The sequence below is a fragment of the Bradyrhizobium sp. 179 genome (genome assembly GCF_023073535.1).
Classification (GTDB): domain Bacteria; phylum Pseudomonadota; class Alphaproteobacteria; order Rhizobiales; family Xanthobacteraceae; genus Bradyrhizobium.
This window is the reverse complement of the sequence record NZ_JADPJR010000136.1, coordinates 1-18,495: the sequence shown is the minus strand read 5'-3', so window position 1 is coordinate 18,495 and position 18,495 is coordinate 1. Positions and strand designations below refer to the sequence as shown.

At 64.7% G+C, this 18,495-nt stretch carries 19 protein-coding genes and 1 pseudogene; 10 read left to right on the top strand and 10 right to left on the bottom strand.

Going from position 1 to position 18,495, the window contains the following annotated elements:
• The first annotated feature begins 126 nt into the window (after positions 1-126).
• From IVB12_RS31130 to IVB12_RS31095, 8 genes are all read left to right on the top strand, one after another.
• The gene (locus IVB12_RS31130; protein WP_247304999.1) at positions 127-546 is read left to right on the top strand and encodes a hypothetical protein; all 420 of its coding nucleotides are present in this window, start codon (positions 127-129) and stop codon (positions 544-546) included.
• A gap of 73 nt (positions 547-619) precedes the next feature.
• Positions 620-916 carry a hypothetical protein gene (locus tag IVB12_RS31125; protein WP_247304996.1) on the top strand — a complete coding sequence of 99 codons (297 nt, stop codon included), beginning with the start codon at positions 620-622 and terminating at the stop codon, positions 914-916.
• 9 nt (positions 917-925) lie between these two features.
• Positions 926-2,365 carry a TolC family protein gene (locus IVB12_RS31120; RefSeq protein ID WP_247304994.1) on the top strand — a complete coding sequence of 480 codons (1,440 nt, stop codon included), beginning with the start codon at positions 926-928 and terminating at the stop codon, positions 2,363-2,365.
• Between the two features lie 13 nt (positions 2,366-2,378).
• A complete protein-coding gene (locus IVB12_RS31115; protein ID WP_247304991.1) occupies positions 2,379-3,725 on the top strand; it encodes a copper oxidase in 1,347 nt (448 codons plus the stop codon).
• Positions 3,726-3,745: 20 nt separating this feature from the next.
• Positions 3,746-4,201 carry a cupredoxin family protein gene (locus IVB12_RS31110; RefSeq protein ID WP_247304989.1) on the top strand — a complete coding sequence of 152 codons (456 nt, stop codon included), beginning with the start codon at positions 3,746-3,748 and terminating at the stop codon, positions 4,199-4,201.
• Positions 4,202-4,218: 17 nt separating this feature from the next.
• On the top strand, positions 4,219-4,518 hold the full coding sequence (locus IVB12_RS31105; RefSeq protein ID WP_247304986.1) for a copper-binding protein: 300 nt from the start codon (positions 4,219-4,221) through the stop codon (positions 4,516-4,518).
• A gap of 331 nt (positions 4,519-4,849) precedes the next feature.
• On the top strand, positions 4,850-6,991 hold the full coding sequence (gene flhA, locus IVB12_RS31100; protein ID WP_247304984.1) for a flagellar biosynthesis protein FlhA: 2,142 nt from the start codon (positions 4,850-4,852) through the stop codon (positions 6,989-6,991).
• 293 nt (positions 6,992-7,284) lie between these two features.
• On the top strand, positions 7,285-7,485 hold the full coding sequence (locus IVB12_RS31095; protein WP_247280847.1) for a hypothetical protein: 201 nt from the start codon (positions 7,285-7,287) through the stop codon (positions 7,483-7,485).
• Positions 7,486-7,687: 202 nt separating this feature from the next.
• Here IVB12_RS31095 and IVB12_RS31090 read toward each other — a convergent pair whose 3' ends face one another.
• From IVB12_RS31090 to fliI, 6 genes are all read right to left on the bottom strand, one after another.
• Positions 7,688-8,905: an NAD(P)/FAD-dependent oxidoreductase gene (locus IVB12_RS31090; RefSeq protein WP_247304981.1), complete on the bottom strand. Its 1,218-nt coding sequence runs from the start codon at positions 8,903-8,905 to the stop codon at positions 7,688-7,690.
• Between the two features lie 144 nt (positions 8,906-9,049).
• A complete protein-coding gene (locus IVB12_RS31085) occupies positions 9,050-10,009 on the bottom strand; it encodes an AraC family transcriptional regulator (RefSeq protein WP_247304978.1) in 960 nt (319 codons plus the stop codon).
• Positions 10,010-10,262: 253 nt separating this feature from the next.
• Entirely contained in the window at positions 10,263-11,303 is a 1,041-nt protein-coding gene (locus tag IVB12_RS31080) for an anti-sigma factor (RefSeq protein ID WP_247305627.1), read from the bottom strand.
• A gap of 206 nt (positions 11,304-11,509) precedes the next feature.
• The gene (locus IVB12_RS31075; protein ID WP_247304976.1) at positions 11,510-12,055 is read right to left on the bottom strand and encodes a sigma-70 family RNA polymerase sigma factor; all 546 of its coding nucleotides are present in this window, start codon (positions 12,053-12,055) and stop codon (positions 11,510-11,512) included.
• 175 nt (positions 12,056-12,230) lie between these two features.
• Complete coding sequence (gene fliJ, locus IVB12_RS31070) at positions 12,231-12,650, bottom strand: flagellar export protein FliJ (protein WP_011084990.1); 420 nt, start codon at positions 12,648-12,650, stop codon at positions 12,231-12,233.
• 121 nt (positions 12,651-12,771) lie between these two features.
• Positions 12,772-14,097, bottom strand: coding sequence for a flagellar protein export ATPase FliI (fliI, locus tag IVB12_RS31065; protein ID WP_247304974.1), 1,326 nt, complete (start codon positions 14,095-14,097; stop codon positions 12,772-12,774).
• 416 nt (positions 14,098-14,513) lie between these two features.
• Here fliI and IVB12_RS31060 point away from each other — a divergent pair, with 416 nt between their 5' ends.
• Together IVB12_RS31060 and IVB12_RS38515 are read left to right on the top strand one after the other, a co-directional pair.
• Positions 14,514-15,215 carry a response regulator transcription factor gene (locus IVB12_RS31060; protein WP_016848562.1) on the top strand — a complete coding sequence of 234 codons (702 nt, stop codon included), beginning with the start codon at positions 14,514-14,516 and terminating at the stop codon, positions 15,213-15,215.
• Positions 15,216-15,388: 173 nt separating this feature from the next.
• A pseudogene (locus IVB12_RS38515) lies at positions 15,389-15,574 on the top strand (DUF350 domain-containing protein); the annotation flags it as partial.
• A gap of 141 nt (positions 15,575-15,715) precedes the next feature.
• Here IVB12_RS38515 and IVB12_RS31050 read toward each other — a convergent pair.
• From IVB12_RS31050 to IVB12_RS31035, 4 genes are all read right to left on the bottom strand, one after another.
• Complete coding sequence (locus tag IVB12_RS31050; protein ID WP_247304968.1) at positions 15,716-16,588, bottom strand: protein-glutamate O-methyltransferase CheR; 873 nt, start codon at positions 16,586-16,588, stop codon at positions 15,716-15,718.
• The gene (locus tag IVB12_RS31045) at positions 16,585-17,772 is read right to left on the bottom strand and encodes a chemotaxis response regulator protein-glutamate methylesterase (RefSeq protein ID WP_247304966.1); all 1,188 of its coding nucleotides are present in this window, start codon (positions 17,770-17,772) and stop codon (positions 16,585-16,587) included. The genes IVB12_RS31050 and IVB12_RS31045 overlap by 4 nt, the downstream gene beginning before the upstream one ends.
• Before the next feature lie 75 nt (positions 17,773-17,847).
• Positions 17,848-18,213 (bottom strand): response regulator, encoded by a 366-nt coding sequence (locus IVB12_RS31040; protein WP_007600538.1) that lies wholly within the window; start codon positions 18,211-18,213, stop codon positions 17,848-17,850.
• Positions 18,214-18,285: 72 nt separating this feature from the next.
• Positions 18,286-18,495 (bottom strand): chemotaxis protein CheW (locus IVB12_RS31035; protein ID WP_247304965.1); only part of this gene is annotated, 210 nt, incomplete at its 5' end.

Genomic DNA, 18,495 nt, shown 5'->3' with positions numbered 1-18,495 from the left:
GCGGTGCACTGCGGTAAGAAGGAGCTTGGCGAAGGCGCGTTTTGCCATTAATTTGCAATCAGCGTGTGCAACACTGCCGCGCGGGGAACTTAACGACGCAAGATGTTGCTGCGATTGACACGATCGATGCGGATCAAGCTGGGGCGCTTCGTTGCCTTGGCCTATCTGTTCTGCGTGGTCGCGCCGGCAGCAGGCCTCGCCTGGAGCAATGGCCCGGCGCCCTGCCTCGATGAGGCCGTGCTGGCTGAGCTCGTGCCGGCGCATCACCAGATGGCGGCCAGCCACGCGCATGACGGCACCTCGGATCACCACGCCGGATCACATACGCATCACCGGACCGCCGACCAGGACGCGCCAGCCTCGCATGATCATGGCGGCAAGGGAACAGTCGGACCCTGCTGCGCGATGATGTGCGTGAGCGCGCTGCCGGCCGATCTGCCCAGCGTGGCCAAGCCGCTTCTGCCTGTCTCCGCCTGTGCGCCCGAGATCGTGGCGATCCTGCACAGCGCAGCGCCGCCCCTGCACTACCGTCCTCCCATCGCCTGATCTGACGCGACGGCATCAGGTCGCGCGCATCCCCGCGCGAGCGTGTGGTCTTACGACAGATCAGGGATAAATCATGCTTACGCTTTCCGGGGCGAAGTCCGCCGCAGCACTCGCTGCGCGTGGACGACACTTCCGATTCGATTGGCCGCTGCTGGCCTTGGCGCCGGTCTTGGCCGCATTGGCGTTGTCCGGCTGCATGCCGGCAACGATACCCGTCGCCAGTGCGGACCCTGCCGATCCCGCGGCCAAGGTCGCGCCTCTCGGCTATCGGTCGACGATCGCGCCCTACACGAGCCTGCGGCCTGCGGCGCCGGCCCCATGGCGCGGCCGCAACGACGCGGTCACACCGCAGCCAAAACAAGAGCAGTAGGAGCGCGCCATGATACATCATCTCGCGCGCCCCCTGCTTGTTCTCGCCGCGCTCGGTCTTTGCGCATCCGGTCTTGCCGGCTGTGCTGCGTTCTCGCCCGACAGCGGCATGACGACAGTCTCGGAGCTGACGAATCAGAGCATCAACAAGGACGTCGCCTTCGTGCGAACGACCGAGGGCGCCGGCGCGGTTGACGGGCGCGTGCGCCAATTGCTGTCGCGGACATTGACCGCAGATGCTGCCGTGCAGATTGCGCTGCTCAACAACAAGGGATTGCAAGCGGCCTATAACGAGCTGGCGCTCGCCGAGACCGATCTGGTCGAGCAGAGCCTGCCGCCCCATCCCGTGTTTTCGATCTCGGGGATCTCAGGCAAAGGCGCCAGCGAGATCGAGCGCCAGGTGGTCGGCGACATCCTTGCGCTCGCCACCCTGCCGTTCCGCTCCGACATCGCGCGCGACCGCTTTCGCCAGGCCCAGTTGCGCGCCGCACTGGCAACGCTGCGGCTCGCCGCTGACGTCCGCCGCGCTTATTGGCGCGCCGTTGCCGGCAGCGAGATGGTGGTGCTGCTGACCGACGCGAAAGCGACGGCGGAATCGACCGCACAGCTCGCGGTCAAGCTCGGTGAGACCGGCTCACTCAACAAGCTCGACCAAGCACGCGAGCAGGTGTTTTACGCCGAGACCACCGCCGACCTCGCCACCGCGCGGCAAACGACAGCAAGCGCCCGCGAAAGGCTCGCGCGCCTGATGGGGCTGTGGGACGGCGGCCTCGACTTCCGCCTGCCCAACCAATTGCCGCCGCTGCCGCGACGCCCGCACGCATTGCCCACGATCGAAGCCGACGCGGTCGCACATCGCATCGACTTGCAGATCGCGCGGCTGGAGCTGACAGCGCTGGCGAAGTCGCTGAACCTCACCGAGGCGACGCGCTTCGTCACCCTGCTCGATCTCGCCGGCATTTCCCGCCGCACCCGGGATCCGGAAGGCCCCCCGTTTCGCGAGCGCGGCTTCGACGTGCAGTTCCAGATTCCGCTCTTCGACGGCGGCGAGGTGCGCGTGCGGCAGGCGGCGGAGATCTACAATTTCGCCTTCAACCGCCTCACCGAGCGCGCCGTCAATGTGCGTTCGGAAGCACGCGACGCTTATCGCACCTATCGTTCCAGCTACGACATCGCCAGCCACTACCAGCGCGAGATCGTTCCTTTGCGAAAAATCATCACCGAGGAGATGCAGCTGCGCTTCTCCAGTATGCAGGTCGACATATTTGCGCTGCTCACCGAGGCACGACAGCGCCTCGCGTCGTTGCGCGCCGCCATCGACGCCAAGCAACGGTTCTTCCTCGCGCAGTCGGACTTGCAGACCGCCGTCAATGGCGGCGGCTCCCCTGCACCCGGCAGCGACAATCCAACCACCATCGCCGCGGCAGCGCCTCCCGATGGCGGCCACTGAGATGGAGGCCAGCATGTTTTCCCGCCGAGGATTTTTGGGCACTGCCGCGCTCGTCAGCGCCTCCGCGATTCAGGGCCGCGTCCAGGCCGCTTCGATTCCGGAGGCTGCGCATATGGACAAGGTGGTGATGCAGCCGCCGCTGCATCCGATCAGCGGCCCGGACTATCGTCCCGTGGTCACGCTGAACGGCTGGTCGCTGCCGTTCCGCATGAACGGCGACTGGAAGGAATTTCATCTCGTCGCCGAGCCCGTGGTGCGCGAATTCGCCGAAGGCATGAAGGTGAATTTGTGGGGCTATAACGGCCAGTCGCCGGGCCCGACCATCGAGGCCGTCGAGGGCGACAAGCTCCGCATCTTCGTCACCAACAAGCTGCCCGAATACACCACCGTGCATTGGCACGGCATGATCATTCCCAGCGGCATGGATGGTCTCGGCGGGCTGAACCAGCCGCATATTCAGCCGGGAAAAACCTTCGTCTACGAGTTCGAGATGAAGAAGAGCGGAACCTTCATGTATCACCCGCATTCCGACGAAATGGTGCAGATGGCGATGGGCATGATGGGCATGGTCGTCGTGCATCCGCGCGATTCGAGCTTCCGGCCCGTGGACCGCGACTTCGTCTTCGTGATGAGCACCTATCGCGTCGATCCCGGCACCTATCTGCCGCAGGTCAACGAGATGACCGACTTCAACATGTGGACCTGGAACGCACGGGTGTTTCCCGGCATTGATCCGCTGCCGGTCAGGCTCGGCGACAAGGTGCGCGTGCGCATCGGCAATCTCAGCATGACCAACCATCCGATCCATCTGCACGGCCACAGCTTTGCCGTGACCTGCACCGACGGCGGCTGGATTCCGGAGAGCGCGCAATATCCGGAGACGACGACGGACGTCCCGGTCGGCGCGGTGCGTGTGTTCGACGTGCTCGCGGACAATCCCGGCGATTGGGCGTTCCATTGCCACAAGTCGCACCACACCATGAATGCGATGGGCCACGACGTGCGCAACCTGATCGGCGTATCGCGCAAGGATCTCGCCAAGGCCGTCGGCAAGCTCGCGCCCGACAGCATGGCGATGGGCTCGATCGGCATGGCGATGGGCAACATGGAGATGCCCGCGCCCGACAACACGCTGCCGATGATGACCGGTACCGGCCAATTCGGGCCGATCGAGATGGGCGGAATGTTCACGGTGATGAAGATTCGCGAGGAGCTCGCACGCGACGACTATCGCGATCCCGGCCCCTACCAATTCCCGAAAGGTACCGTCGCCTATGAGGTCACGCCGCCGGCCGCAGAGCCGGCACGACAAAAAATCAGGCAGTCCGCCAATGAAGCACAAGATGTGAGCGTTCGATGAACCACCAACTGGAGACGACGATGAAGAAAACGATCAGGCTCGCCCTGGCGCTGACCGCGCTCTCGGCCGCGCCGGCTCTTGCCCACGACAAGCACGGGCACGGGACCTTTTCGGCTGGCGAGCCCGGCAATCCCAACAAGCCCGCGCGCAGCATCGAGATTCTGATGAACGAGATGGACTACACACCCGCCAGGATCGAAGTCAAACGCGGCGAGCAGATTCGCTTCGTCCTGCGCAATGTCGGCAAGGAAGACCACGAATTCCTGCTCGCGACACCTAAGGAGAATCTCGCCCATGCGGTGGAGATGAAGAAGCATCCGCACATGGAGCACGACGATCCGAACGGGGTGCGTCTCGCCCCGAACAAGACGGCCGAGATCCTCTGGAAGTTCAGCAAGGCCGGCACGTTCGAATTTTCCTGTCTGATTCCCGACCACCGCGACTACGGCATGGTCGGCCACGTCACCGTGAAGTAGCGAAAAGGGAGACTGCCATGAACCGCATCATCCGTATCACTGCAGCGCTGGCGCTGACGTTAGGCGGTGCCACTGGAGCCCTGGCCGGCGCTGCCTCGATCAGCGGCGAGGTCAAGAAGATCGACGAGGGCGCCGGCAAGATCACCCTCAAGCACGGCCCCGCGAAAAGCCTCGGCATGGAGGAACCCATGACCATGGTCTACCGCGTCAAGGATCCCGCGATGCTGAAGCAGGTGAAGGTCGGCGACAGGGTGACCTTCGAGGCCGAGGAGGCCGCCTCGGGCTACTCGGTGACCAAGATGGAGAAGGCGAAGTAGTCTCCGGTGTCATTCCGGGGCGCCCGCAGCGCGAACCCGGAATCCATTCATCGACCGACTCCGCCGCACGATGGATTCCGGGTTCGCGCTTCGCGCGCCCCGGAATGACGGGCTCAATCACCCAAGCGCCCCTCTTCCTCCCCCTCCGTTAACCCTTTGCTAACCATACACCGGGCAAAAATTGCCGGGTGAAGTCGAGTGTCGTCAGCCGCGTAGAACGGGAGCCCCCGTGGACGCCAGTGCGGTGCCTCACTTTCGGAACGGCGGCCCCTCGGCCGCTGCGCAGACGTTTGGGGCGCGCGGACGGCAGTCGCGCGGGGAGGCAGCTACCATGGTTGATGTCACCGCTGGACAAGGCGTAGGCGGGGCAAGGCCCGGGATCCCCTCCGTCTCCGAGATCGTCAACGTCCTCAAGCGCGGCGACATCGCGCTGGCGCTCGGCATCCTCACCATCCTGGTGGTGCTGATCCTTCCCCTGCCCGCGATCGTGCTGGACCTGTTCCTGGCGATCTCGATCACGCTCTCGATCCTGATCCTGATGACGTCGCTGTTCATCCAGGCGCCGCTGGAATTCTCCGCCTTCCCGACCATCCTGCTGATCTCGACCATGCTGCGCCTGTCGCTCAACATGGCCTCGACCCGGCTGATCCTGTCGCACGGGCACGAGGGCACGGCTGCTGCCGGTCACGTCATCGAGGCCTTCGGCAGCTTCGTGATGGGCGGCAATTTCGTCATCGGCATCATCGTCTTCGCCATCCTGATCATCGTCAACTTCGTCGTCATCACCAAGGGTTCGGGCCGCATCGCCGAAGTCGCCGCGCGCTTCCACCTCGACGCCATGCCCGGCAAGCAGATGGCAATCGACGCCGATCTCTCCGCCGGCCTGATCGACGAGAAGGTCGCCAAGGAGCGACGCAAGGAACTGGAGGATGAGAGCGGCTTCTTCGGTGCCATGGACGGTGCCTCCAAGTTCGTGCGCGGCGATGCCATCGCCGGCCTGCTGATCGTCTTCATCAACGTGGTCGGCGGCATGATCATCGGCGTGGCGCAGCAGGGCATGTCCTTCGCCGACGCCGGCCGCAGCTACACGCTCCTGACCGTTGGTGACGGCCTCGTCACCCAGGTGCCGGCGCTGATCGTCTCGACCGCGGCCGGCCTGCTCGTCTCCAAGGCCGGCGTCTCCGGCGCCGCCGACAAGGCGTTGATGAAGCAGTTCTCCGGCTACCCGCAGGCGCTGGCCATGTCCTCGGCGGTGATGCTGGTGCTGGCGGCGCTGCCGGGCATTCCGACCCTTCCCTTCCTCGCGCTCGGCGCCGGCGCCGGCGCGCTCGCCTGGCAGGCGCGCACCAACAAGAGAATCAGCATCAAGGCCGAGGAAGCCGCCAAGGCCGCGCCTGCTCCGGGCACGCCGGGTGCGCCGGGCGCGGCTGCGGCCGAAGAGCCGATCTCGGCTGCGCTCAAGATCGACGACCTCAAGATCGAGCTCGGCTATGCCCTGCTGCCGCTGGTTAACGGCCCCGATGGCACCGACCGCCTCACCGAGCAGATCAAGGCGCTGCGCCGCTCGCTCGCGGTCGAAATGGGTTTCGTGATGCCGGCGGTGCGCATCCTCGACAACGTCCAGCTCGAGGCCAACACTTACATCATCAAGATCAAGGAGGTCGACGCCGGCAGCGGCAAGATCTGGCCGAACCAGTTCATGGTCATGGACCCCGGCGGCAGCCAGGTGCAGGTGCCCGGCATCCACACCACCGAGCCGACCTTCGGCCTGCCCGCGACCTGGGTCGACGCCAGCTTCAAGGAAGAGGCCTCGCTGAAGGGCTACACCGTGGTCGACGCCGCAACCGTGCTCTCGACCCACCTCACCGAGCTGCTCAAGGCCAACATGTCGGACCTGCTCTCTTATGGCGAGGTGCAGAAGCTGCTCAAGGAGCTGCCGAAGGAGCAGAGCGAGCTGGTCAAGGACATCGTGCCGGGACAGGTCACGGTCTCCGGCATCCAGCGCGTGCTGCAACTCCTGCTGGCCGAACGCATCTCGATCCGCGACCTCTCGACCATCCTCGAAGGCATCGCCGACTCGCTCGCCTTCTCACGCAATCCCGCGACCATGGTCGAGCATGTCCGCGCCCGGCTGGCGCGGCAGATCTGCGCGCAGAACACCTCCTACAACGGCTATTTGCCGCTGATCGCGCTGTCGGCACGCTGGGAACAGGCATTTGCCGAGTCGATCATCGGCCAGGGCGAAGAGCGCAGTCTTGCGATGCAGCCCTCGAAACTGTCGGAGTTCATGACCGCCGTGCGCGAGGCGTTCGAGCGCGCCGCCCGCGAAGGCGAGGCGCCGGTGCTGGTCACCTCTGCCGCAATTCGTCCCTTCGTCCGCTCCCTGGTGGAACGGTTCCGGGCACAGACCACCGTGCTGTCGCAGGCCGAAATCCACCCTAGAGCGAGGTTGAAAACAGTCGGAAGCATCTGATTTGGCTCAAGAAGCCGCGTGTTTTTTGGCCACATGCAAATGGTTTTTGAGTTTTTGGCGGCTTGCGGGCCAAAAGCCGAAAAGGCGCCTCACAGGCAATTACATTGTTGAAATAATTATATAATCGAACGACCAAAGATCGCTTTTGATCGCGACCTTTCACGTCCTGTCACGCTGTTGTGATGGCCTCTTGGGAACGAATCCTCCCAATACTAGGTTGTTGGGCACCGGAAGCATGAACCTGCCTGAATGGGCTGGCGACTACTTCGGGTAGATGGCGGCAGGAGGCTTCCATGAACCACTCGATCTACAGCGCAGACCGCGCGACCCATCTGAAGATTGTGGTCGTGGCCCTCGTCGCAGGGATCGTGGTGGCGGGCCTCGGCATCACGGCACGGACGGGTTCGGATGAAGGCCTGACCCAGAGCGCCCGCGTCATCAAGGCCGGCCAGCCGGTCGTGATTACCAGTTCGAACGCGTCCCTCGTTCGCTAAGGAGACCTGACGAGTTTTGTGAATTCACGCGGCTCTTTACCAGCCCCCCAAAGTCGCCACGTGGATATGTAGACGACCCCAACCCCAAGTCGACTACAGAAAGCGCCCGCCCCCCACGGGCGCTTTCTCATGTCTGGTGTATGTTGCGGAAAATGAATTCGGCGCGGATGTAGCCAGCGATACCGCGACAGTGCGCTTGGGGCTACCGCGCCCGGTACGTCGGCGGCGGCGTCTGCACCGTCGGCGCCGCGGCAGCGAAGAGCTCGTCCCTGCTGCCTGTGAGCGGCGGATAGATGCGCCTGCGGTTGATCGTCTCCTTGGTCACTTTCGCGGCCGCGCCGGTGGCGCGCACCTCACGATTCCAGCCTTCCGTGTAGAGCGCGCCCCAGGTGCCGAGATCGAGCACGGTCACGTACCAGTCGATCCGCAGCGGCAGCATCGGCAGACCGGCGAGATCAGCCACCACGTTGTGACCGGCGAAGCGGCCCATGGGCCGCGCGAACTGACAGGACATCACGGTCGGATGCAGCCCGTCGATCACGCTCGAGGCAACGTCGCCGGCCGCGAACACACCGCCGACATCCGCAACCCGCATGAAAGGATCAACCAGGATGCGCCCGAGGCGATCGCGCGCGTCCGGAAAGCTCGCCGCCAAGGGGCTTGCACGGAGCCCGGCACACCAAATCACCGTCTGCGCCGAAATGAACTCGCCCGAACTCAGGCGCATGCCGGCAGCCTCGACCGAGACGACGCGCATACCAAGCCGCATCTCGACATCGAGCGAGGCCAAGGCCGTCTCGATCACGGGACGCGCCTGCGCGCCGATGGTGGCGCCGACCGCTGGATTGGGATCGACGAGGACGATGCGGCGGCTGCCGCTGATGCCCGCACGCGTTAGCTTCGCGGGCATCTCGGCCGCGACCTCGATGCCGGTGAAGCCGGCGCCAACCACTACCACCGTCGAACGCCCCGGCGCCGGCACGCTGCGTCCAAGCGAGACGAGATGATCCTCGAGGCGGAGCGCCGCGGCATAGGTATCGACGTCGAAAGCGTGCTCGGCAAGGCCTGGAATGTCGGGACGCATCACCTCGCTGCCGAGCGCCAGCACGAGGCGGTCATAGTTCAACCTCTCCTCACCGCCGCTCGTGACCAGCGAGATTTCACGTCGGTTCGGATCGATGGCTTCAACTTCGCCGATGCTGTGGCTGACGCCGATCGGATCGAGCAGTTGCGGCAGCGGTAGCGCGACCTCGCCGAGGTCGGCCTCGTAATTGCGGACGCGGATGTTGTGATAGGGATTGCGGTCGACGAGGCGGATCTCGATGTCGCTGTTCGCGCCGATCTCGTCGCGCTTGCGCGCAGCGCCGATGGCCGCCCACAGACCTGCAAACCCGGCGCCGAGCACGACGATACGCGCCATGTCCGCCTACTGCGCTTTCCCAACGGTCGATACGAGCGACCGACATGCGGATCGAGCGATCCGCCGCAGCCAGATATAGCTCATTCCGCCGCCTGGACCAACTGCGGCAGCATTGACGCGCCGGACAAGATTGCACAGCCCGGATCACGCCTTGCGCAGTTCCGACGGCGTCGCGCCGAAGCGCTTGCGGAAGGCGCGATTGAAATAGGACAGATCGGAAAAGCCCGAGGAATGTGCGATGTCGCTGATCTTGCGCGTCCTGGCGCGGGGATCGCCGAGCAGCTTGCGCGCCTGGAGCAGGCGCTGCTCCAGCACGAATTCGGTGAAGGTCGTGCCGGCCTGCTCGAACAGGCGCTGCGCCTGGCGCGGGCTGAGGCCCGAGCGCGTCGCGATCTCGGACAGGCAGAGATCGTTGCGGCCCAGCGCCGCCATCACGTCGGCGCGCATGAGATCGAGACGGGCCGCCGCATGCCCGCGTCCGCGCGCAAGGCTGGCATGCTCGGCGTCGGTCCCGAGCAGAAGGCCGACGAGGTCGATCATGTGCTGCGCGGTCAGACGCTGCCCGACCGCATCGAGATGCGGCGCCTGATTGGCGGCGAGCGCATGGTAGCGGAAGATGGTCTCGGCGACCGCGCCGTCGGAGAGCACCTGCGACAGCTTCTCCTCTGCGCGCGGATTGATGTCGAGCAGCGCGCGGCGCGGCATGCGGATGGTGGTGAAGCGCTCCTCGTCGGTGTGGCCGACGGTGCCGGTGATGCTCATGTCGACGAGCACCATCTGCGCCGGCGCGAGTTCGACGGTGTGACCGTTCTGCCCGACGCGGACGCGGCCCGCGTGTCCGACAATCAGGACGAGATCGTCGCTGCCGTCGGCGAGGTGGCTCTGCCTACGTGAATATTGTGCGGAAGCGCCTTCGGGAATGGCGAGCGCGATGTTGTCGACGACGCTGACCTGGAGCCGGCAGTCGATGCTGTCGCCCCGGCTCGGCCCAATATCGAGGCCGCAGCACCCGAAGACCCGCTCGCGCCAGTGCTCGAACTCCGGACCGTGCGGCAGCCCCGCATATTGGTGAATGAAGATGCCGGGAGCCTTCACTGCATCCATCTGATTTTCTCGCCCTCTCCGGCATCGCGCTCGGCGGCGCCGCTGCAAATTCCGGGCATTTGACGCCGCCAAGTGCAGCTAGGTTCAAATCGGACGCGGGATTCGGCGGGACTTGTCGGATTACGACGACGGGATGGACCGTGGCGACAGGTTCTGCTGGTAGCTCGAAGCAGAGCGGAATGCCGAACGATGGTCCGGATTGCGCTCCATCCGGGCCACGACGCTTTTGGCCAGGACGATATGAAATGTTGGGCTACTTCGCCGGCTGCGCCGGCGGCACGGTCTCGATCAGCTTGCCGGAAAACACCGGTGCCGAGGTCGGCTGGCCGTTGGGCGAACCGCCGGCCTGCTCGACCGTGACGGCGTAAGTCGCGCCGTTGACGACGTCGGAATCGTAGGACGCGAGCAGCGGACGCGCGGTGAAATCGCTAGCGCCGATCACGCCGAGCGAACGCGGCCGGGGCAGCTTGTCGGAGATCAGCCAGAGCTCGAAGCTCTTGCCGGGCTCCGGGGTCGCGCCGACCTTGCGGACCGTGAAATTCCGCGTCGCGCCGTCGACGGTGAGAATGAAGGCGGGGCCGCCGCCCTGGCCCTGCAGCAGCGCGACATATTGCGCGGAGGCGGCGAGCGGCGCGGCCGGCGTCTTCACTTCCACGGTCTGGATGCGCGGCGCGGGACGCAAGGTAGCCGGCAACGCATCAGGGAGGAATATCTGGAGCGACAGCGTCACGAGCAGCGCGGCCGCAAGCGCGCCGACGGCGGATGCGATGTTGCGCCAGCGCTTCACGCGCCCCTCGAGACGGATCACATTGCCGTCCTCGACGACCGGCGCCTGCGGCGCGCGGCCGACGTTGAGATCCGGAGCATGGACCTGCGGCATGAACTGCGGCGCGATCTCCGGAATAGCGTCGGGCTCGGCACGCGATGTCTGCGGCTGCTCCGCTTCGGGATGCTGCGGCTCCGGGGACTGCACGCCGGCCGTCGACGATTCCGACGAGGCAATGTCCAGCGAAGGCAATTCCGGTATGGGTGGCGGTGCAGCCTCGACATGCGGCTCCTGCGCAAGGGTCGTGCGCGCGATCTCGGACCTGATGTTCTCCCACACGATCGGACGCGGCTCGACCAAGCCGACCATCTGGTTGAGCGCGCCGAGCCGGAACGCCCAGGCCTGCACGACATCGGCGAACGCCTTGTCCACCGCCATCATGGTCTCGACCTGCGCGCGCTCGTCGGCGTCGAGCGTACCGAGCGCATATTCCGCGGCGAGCGCGATATGGTCCTCACTATAGGCCATCACGTCCCTTCACCTCTCCCGGAGGGAGAGGTCGATTTGCACAGGACGATGCGAAGCATCCTCGCATGCAAATCGGGTGAGGGGTTCAGGTGCCGTGAAAGAGCGTAAGCCCTCACCCGGATTGCATCTTGCGATGCAATCCGACCTCTCCCTCCGGGAGAGGTGAAGCAAGAAGGCTGCGCCAGCATACACACTCTCATCATCCACTAAAGTCCGAGGCACTCCCGGATATCCAGCATGCTGCGCCGCAGCCACGTCTTCACCGTGTTGACGGGCGCAACGAATTTCTCCGCCAATTGCTCGCGGCTCCAGCCGTTGTAATAGGCCAGAAGCACGAGCCGCTGGCGGTCCGGCTCGAGCCGGCCGATACATTCCAGGAGCCGTTTCAACTCCTCGGTCATCTCCCTCCGCGCCAGCGGATCAGGACTGTCGGCCGCCACCTCCATCGCCTGAGGCTCTTCCTCGATGGAGACTTCCGACTTCTTGCGAACAACGTCGATCGCACGGTTGCGGGCGATCGACGCCATCCACGTGATCGGCGAGGACATGGCCGCATTGAACTGGCCGGCGCTGTTCCAGATCTTGACGTAGGTCTCCTGAATGACCTCCTCTGCGAGATCCTGCCGGCGCAAGATACGGAGCACGACGCCATAAAGTTTCGCGCGCGTGGCGACGTAGAGCCGCTCGAACGCGGCCTGATCGCCCTTTGCCACCGCCTCAATCAGCCCGACCAGCTCTGCTGGCGTCAGCATTCAGCCCCCCACCGCCCGTCGCTTTCCGCGCAAGCCCAGGCACGTCGCTACCATAGCGCGCGACAAACCTGACCACCAAGAGGCGCGGCGCCTCCACTGTGGACAGCAAATATGAAAACCCGGACCTTGCGGTCCGGGTTTGGCAGATTTCTCGGCGGTCGGGCTGCTGGCGCCGTTAGGCGACGGCGCCGATGCGGGCGCGCATCAGGCCGATGCTGTCGAGATCGGCCTGCTCGCGGGCGTTCTCTTCGGCGCGCTCGCGGGCCTGGTCACGCTCGTCGAGGAGCTCGACCTTCTTCAACTCCTCGAAGGCTTCGGCCAATGCGGCCTTGGCTTCGTCGAGCTGGCCCTTGAGCTCGTCGGCCGAGCGGGTCAGGTTCTCGCGACGCTGGATCGCGGCCTTGGCATAGGTCGGGTAGGCGAAGTGCGAGGGATCGTTGATCCCGGCGCGCTCCTGCTCGGTCTGGATCTCGCGCTCGAGATCAACCGACATCCGCTGGAAGTCGGCGATCATGGTCTCGATCTGGGTGACCCGGCGGCGCTTCTCGTCGACCTGAAATTTCTTCAGGCGAATGAGGGTATCACGTGACTTCATCGACTCGTACTCCCCAGAAGTCCCCTCGCTGCACGTGGGACGGCACCGGTCTCCCCACAGGCCCGATTGCGGCCAAGACCGGCTCTGCTACTCTGTGGGATCGGATGATGACCTGACAAAGTTAGCGTTCCGTTTCCAAATCACCCAGGATTTGCGCCAACTGGCGATAGCCGCCCGCGAGTGATGCATTTTCGTCCTTGCGCTGGCGCAGGAAGGCCTCGAGCGGCTCGTGCAGGCGGATCGCTTCGTCGACCTCAGGGCTGGAGCCGGCCCGGTAGGCGCCGAGCCGGATCAATTCCTCCATGTCGGCATAGGTCGCCATCACCTGCCGTGCCCGCTGGATGGTCGGCCAGAATTGCGGATCGGCCGATTTCGGCATGGTGCGGGAGACGGATTTGAGGATGTTGATGGCGGGGTAGCGACCGCGCTCAGCGATCGAGCGCTGCATCACGATATGGCCATCGAGGATGCCGCGGACGGCGTCCGCAATCGGTTCATTATGATCGTCGCCGTCGACCAGCACCGTGAAGATCGCGGTGATGGCGCCCTCCCCCAGGCCGGGTCCGGCGCGCTCCAGGAGTTTGGGCAATTCGGTGAACACGGTCGGCGTGTAGCCCTTGGCAGTCGGCGGCTCGCCAGCGGATAGACCAATCTCGCGCTGGGCCATGGCAAAGCGCGTCACCGAGTCCATCAGGCAGAGCACGTCCTTGTCCTCGTCGCGAAAATACTCAGCGACCGCGAGCGTCAGATATGCCGCCTGGCGGCGCATAAGCGCGGGCTCGTCCGAGGTCGCCACCACCACCACGGAGCGCGCAAGGCCCTCCTCGCCGAGATCATCCTGCAAGAATTCCTGCACCTCGCGGCCGCGTTCGCCGATCAGGCCGATGACGCTGACATCGGCATCGACGTTGCGCGCCAGCATCGACAGCAGCACCGACTTGCCGACGCCGGAGCCCGCGAAGATACCCATGCGTTGGCCCCGGCAGCAGGTGAGAAAGGTGTTCATCGCGCGCACGCCGAGATCGAGCGGGGCACCGACGCGCTTGCGTGAATGCGCGGGCGGCGGCGTATTGCGGAACGGCATCGGCGAGGAACCTTGCGGCAGGGGCCCCTTGCCGTCGATCGGCTCGCCCAGCGCATTGACGACACGGCCGAGCCAGGCCGCCGACGGCCGCACTTGATTGGCGGCATTGGCGATGACCGCCTTGCACCCGCGGCGCACGCCATCGAGGCCGGCGAACGGCATCACCACGGCATTGTTGCCGGAGAAGCCGATCACCTCGCAGGGGATCGAACGGTTGGCACCGGTCTCGATCACCAGCCGCGCACCCACCGACATTGCGTGAATGGGACCGGCCACCTCGACCATGAGGCCGCGCACGCCGACTACACGGCCATAGATGTTGACGCCGTCGATGTCGCCGATCTGTTCGGCCAAAGCCTTCATAGGTGGGCCTTCATTAAGTGCGCGCCTTCGTCATCCGGGGGCCTCAAGGTGAAAACCTTAAGTTTCGCCATATTTCTGAACGGCGCTTAACTTCGTGTTTACCCGCATCATTAATCATTGCGTCACTGTCTTTGAGACTGAGCGTGACTTCCCTTCAGAAGAAGGCTGAGTCGCGGGAGTCGGTTAGGCCCGCCTCTTAAAGTGGAGCTTGAACAGAACCGGGTGACGAAAGCTGCTTCGCACGCAAGACCTTAGGGCGATTCGACAAAAATTGCACCGGGGGGACTTGCGTTCCAGAATCAGAGTTTGTTAACCATCTGTTGTCAGGATCCGAATCAGTTGTTCAAAGGCGTTTTGTTGAGTGCCGCGAATGCGGCCGACCTGACGCCCAGGAGCGGCGACTATGGGGAACTGGCATGCGCGTTTTGCTGATTGAAGATGACAGCGCCGTCGCGCAGTCGATCGAGCTGATGTTGAAGTCGGAGAGCTTCAACGTTTACACGACCGATTTGGGGGAAGAAGGCGTCGATCTCGGTAAACTATACGATTACGACATTATTCTCCTCGACCTCAATCTGCCCGACATGTCCGGCTACGACGTGCTCAAGCAGCTCCGGGTCTCCAAGATCAAGACACCGATTCTGATCCTCTCCGGCCTCGCCGGCATCGAGGACAAGGTCAAGGGTCTCGGCGTCGGCGCCGACGACTACATGACCAAGCCCTTCCACAAGGACGAGCTGGTGGCCCGCATCCACGCGATCGTGCGCCGCTCCAAGGGCCATGCCCAGTCGGTCATCCAGACCGGCGACCTCGTCGTCAACCTCGACACCAAGACGGTGGAAGTCGGCGGCCAGCGCGTGCATCTGACCGGCAAGGAATATCAGATGCTGGAGCTCCTCAGCTTGCGCAAGGGCACGACCCTCACCAAGGAAATGTTCCTCAACCACCTCTATGGCGGCATGGACGAGCCGGAGCTGAAGATCATCGACGTCTTCATCTGCAAGCTCCGCAAGAAGCTCGCCAACGCCTCCGAGGGACGCAACTTCATCGAGACGGTGTGGGGCCGCGGCTACGTGCTGCGCGAGCCGCACGAGGCCGACGAGCGCATCCCGGCCTGATCCTGGGTTTACGTCGCGCGCCCTCGGGCTCGCTCCTTCCAGCCTGGACCCCGCCGCAAATGGCGGGGTTTTGTTTTTGGGGTCGCCAACGCCGCCTCATCGTCCTCCCGCCATTGAACCGCTATCCTTTCCCCGCCGACGAATGGTCGCTGCACGATGGGGGAACGATCATCCTGCTCGGCTTCGTGGCACCGCTGGTCAGCGCCATCGCCCATTCGGCCAATGTGCTGGATTGCGTGATCTGGGCGACGATCGCACTGGTCGTGCAGGTCATCGTGTTCTTCCTCGTGAAGGTCCCGGTGCCGAACCTGTCGGCGCGGATCTCTGCCGGCGAGTTTGCCCCGGCGATCTGGCTTGGCTCACGAGCCGTGTGGCTCTCGATCCGAGAAGACGAGAGCCCGATCACGGGCAACCGCTCGCGGTTTCTACCACATGCGATTTTGTGAGGCGTGTCGTTCCGGGCTCGGCGCTATCGCGCCGCCCCGGAATGACAGATGAGATCACCGCGCCGCAGCCACCTTCAACGACGGCGGCATCAATCCGCCCATGGGGCGGCCGGAGCGCAAGGGGTTGAGCTGGTAGAGACCGCCGCGATCGGCGATGGGGCGGAACGCATCGGAGATGCCGATGACGGATTCGGCGGCGCCAAGCAGCAGCGTGCCATCGGCCGCCATGCCCTTCGCCATCCGCTCGAAGATCACCGCCTTGGTGTCCTGGTCGAAATAGATCAGCACGTTACGGCAGAAGATCACGTCGAACGTGCCGAGATGGGAGAAGTCCTGCAACAGATTGAGCTGGCGGAACTGCACCATCGATCGAATGTCAGGATTGAGCTGCCAGACGTCCCCGACTTGCGTGAAGTGTTTCACGAGGAGCTGAATCGGCAGGCCGCGCTGCACCTCGAACTGGCTGTAGATGCCGGCCTTGGATTTCTCCAGCACCTCCTGCGACAGATCGGTGGCGACGATCTCGATACGCCAGCCGGCGAGCGCAGCACCCATGTCCTTCAGGCACATCGCGATCGAATAGGGCTCCTGCCCCGTCGACGATGCCGCCGACCAGATCCGGAGTGACCTGCGCGCCGCGCGCCTCTCGACCAGACCTGGAATGATCGTCTCGCGCAAATGGTCGAACGGAATCTTGTCGCGGAAGAAGAAGGTCTCGTTGGTGGTCATGGCTTCGACCACGTCGGTCGCGAGCCGGCCGTCACCATTTCTGATCTTCAATACGAGATCGGCAATGCCCGAGAGGCTCGACTTGCGGGCCAGCGGCAGCAGCCGGCTCTCGACCAGATATTGCTTGTCGGCCGACAGGTCGAGACCGGAGCGCTCCTTCAGGAACTTGCGCAAATATTCGTAGTCTACCGGCGTCACGAGCGGTCCCCCGCAAACAGACGATTGACCTTGGCGCCGATCTGGTTCAGCGGCAGGATCGCCGCGCAGATGCCGGCATTGGCGGCCGCGCCCGGCATGCCCCAGACGACGCTGGAAGCCTCGTCCTGCGCGATGACACTGCCGCCGGCAGCGACGATGTCCTTGCCGCCGCGCATGCCGTCGGCGCCCATGCCCGTCAGGATCACGGACAGGATGCCGCCGTGCCAGATGTCGATGGCGGAGGTGAAGAGCGGATCAACCGCAGGCTTGCAGAAATTGACGGCGGGGCCGTCGTCGAGCGCGATCACAGCGTCGGTGCCGCTGCGCACGACGCGCATGTGCTTGCCGCCGGGCGCCAGGTAAATCCGTCCCCGCTTCACCGGCTCGCCGTCGATCGCCTCGGCCGCCGGCTTGCGGCTCGAACGCGCCAGATGCTCGGCAAGAATGGTGGTGAAGGTCGGCGGCATGTGCTGGGTGATCAGCACCGGGACGCGATCGATCACCGGGCCGAGCTCGGTGACGAGCGCCATCAGCGCCTGCGGACCGCCGGTTGAGGAGCCGATCAGCAGCACCTTTGGCGCCTGGGTCGAGAACGGGCGCGTGGCCGGCGCTCCCGCCGACGGCGCGGCCGAAGCCGGCGCGGCGGGCCGCGCGACGGCCGGTGCACGTACAACCGGCGCGGGGCTCGCGGGCGCCAGCGGCGGGCTCGCAACCGTGGACCTCCTGCGCAGGCGCGCGCCAAGGTGGCGGATCTTCTGGACCAAATCGTGGTGGAAGATGTCCGCGGCCGACGCCTCGCGCGTCGATTCCGGCTTCGGAATGTAGTCGGCCGCGCCGAGCGACAACGCCTTGAAGCTGATCTCCGCGTTACGGCGGGTCAGCGTCGAGGCCATGATGATGACCAGATCGCGCTTCTTCGCCAGCAGTTGCGGCAGCGCCGAGAGGCCGTCGAGCTCGGGCATTTCGATGTCGAGCACGGCGACATCGGGGTTGATGCGTTCGATCTGGTTGACCGCCTCGAGCCCGGTGCGCAGCGAGGCCGCAACCTCCATGTCGTGCTCGGCACCGACCCAGCGCGAGATCAGACCGCGAATGACGACGGAATCGTCGACGATCATGACCCGCAACGGCCCGGCCTCGCGCGACGAGCCCGTGGTCGAATTACCTGCGAACGCAACACTCATTACTCACCAACTCAGACTGAAACGGTTCAGTTGAAAACAAGCGCCGAAGGATCCGTTCAGCCTCCGGACGGTCGCTCAGATAAGGCCGACTTCCTGGAATTTCGCCGTCACGATGTCCTTGTCGAAGGGCTTCATGATGTACTCGTTGGCGCCGGCGTGCAGCGCGCGCGCGATGTGCGCGACGTCGTTCTCGGTGGTGCAGAACACCACCTTGGGCTGGTCGCCGCCGGGCATGCGCCTGAGATGGCCGAGGAACTCGTAGCCGTCCATGACGGGCATGTTCCAGTCGAGCAGCACCGCATCGGGCAAGCCGCGCTTGCAGGCTTCCAGCGCCTTCTCACCGTCTTCGGCTTCGAGGATCTGGAAGTCGAGGCCCTCCAGGATCCGGCGCGCAACCTTGCGGATGACGCTGGAATCATCAACGACGAGACAAGTTCGCATGTGAACCTCTGCTTCCTTCCCCTTTGCCGGGGCGCTTTCAGTTGCAGGCCCGATGACGGCGATGCCGCCGTATCAGGCTGCCATCATCTCGGGCGCGAGCTCGAGGACGCGATCGACGTCGAGGACGACCATGAGCTGGCCGTCGAGGCGGTGGACGCCGCCGGCGAGCTTGGCCATGCGGGAGTCGAGGTTGACGGGGTTGTCTTCCTTGCCGTCCTCGGGCAGGCGCAGCACCTCGCCGATCTGGTCGATGAGCAGGCCGTAGGATTCGCCGCGCAGGTC

Excerpts from the sequence above, each read along its gene's own strand:
- IVB12_RS31130 (WP_247304999.1), top strand. The coding sequence starts at position 127 with ATGCGGATCAAGCTGGGGCGCTTCGTTGCCTTGGCCTATCTGTTCTGC.
- IVB12_RS31125 (WP_247304996.1), top strand. The coding sequence starts at position 620 with ATGCTTACGCTTTCCGGGGCGAAGTCCGCCGCAGCACTCGCTGCGCGT.
- IVB12_RS31120 (WP_247304994.1), top strand. The coding sequence starts at position 926 with ATGATACATCATCTCGCGCGCCCCCTGCTTGTTCTCGCCGCGCTCGGT.
- IVB12_RS31115 (WP_247304991.1), top strand. The coding sequence starts at position 2,379 with ATGTTTTCCCGCCGAGGATTTTTGGGCACTGCCGCGCTCGTCAGCGCC.
- IVB12_RS31110 (WP_247304989.1), top strand. The coding sequence starts at position 3,746 with ATGAAGAAAACGATCAGGCTCGCCCTGGCGCTGACCGCGCTCTCGGCC.
- IVB12_RS31105 (WP_247304986.1), top strand. The coding sequence starts at position 4,219 with ATGAACCGCATCATCCGTATCACTGCAGCGCTGGCGCTGACGTTAGGC.
- flhA (WP_247304984.1), top strand. The coding sequence starts at position 4,850 with ATGGTTGATGTCACCGCTGGACAAGGCGTAGGCGGGGCAAGGCCCGGG.
- IVB12_RS31095 (WP_247280847.1), top strand. The coding sequence starts at position 7,285 with ATGAACCACTCGATCTACAGCGCAGACCGCGCGACCCATCTGAAGATT.
- IVB12_RS31090 (WP_247304981.1), bottom strand. The coding sequence starts at position 8,905 with ATGGCGCGTATCGTCGTGCTCGGCGCCGGGTTTGCAGGTCTGTGGGCG.
- IVB12_RS31085 (WP_247304978.1), bottom strand. The coding sequence starts at position 10,009 with ATGGATGCAGTGAAGGCTCCCGGCATCTTCATTCACCAATATGCGGGG.
- IVB12_RS31080 (WP_247305627.1), bottom strand. The coding sequence starts at position 11,303 with ATGGCCTATAGTGAGGACCATATCGCGCTCGCCGCGGAATATGCGCTC.
- IVB12_RS31075 (WP_247304976.1), bottom strand. The coding sequence starts at position 12,055 with ATGCTGACGCCAGCAGAGCTGGTCGGGCTGATTGAGGCGGTGGCAAAG.
- fliJ (WP_011084990.1), bottom strand. The coding sequence starts at position 12,650 with ATGAAGTCACGTGATACCCTCATTCGCCTGAAGAAATTTCAGGTCGAC.
- fliI (WP_247304974.1), bottom strand. The coding sequence starts at position 14,097 with ATGAAGGCTTTGGCCGAACAGATCGGCGACATCGACGGCGTCAACATC.
- IVB12_RS31060 (WP_016848562.1), top strand. The coding sequence starts at position 14,514 with ATGCGCGTTTTGCTGATTGAAGATGACAGCGCCGTCGCGCAGTCGATC.
- IVB12_RS31045 (WP_247304966.1), bottom strand. The coding sequence starts at position 17,772 with ATGAGTGTTGCGTTCGCAGGTAATTCGACCACGGGCTCGTCGCGCGAG.
- IVB12_RS31040 (WP_007600538.1), bottom strand. The coding sequence starts at position 18,213 with ATGCGAACTTGTCTCGTCGTTGATGATTCCAGCGTCATCCGCAAGGTT.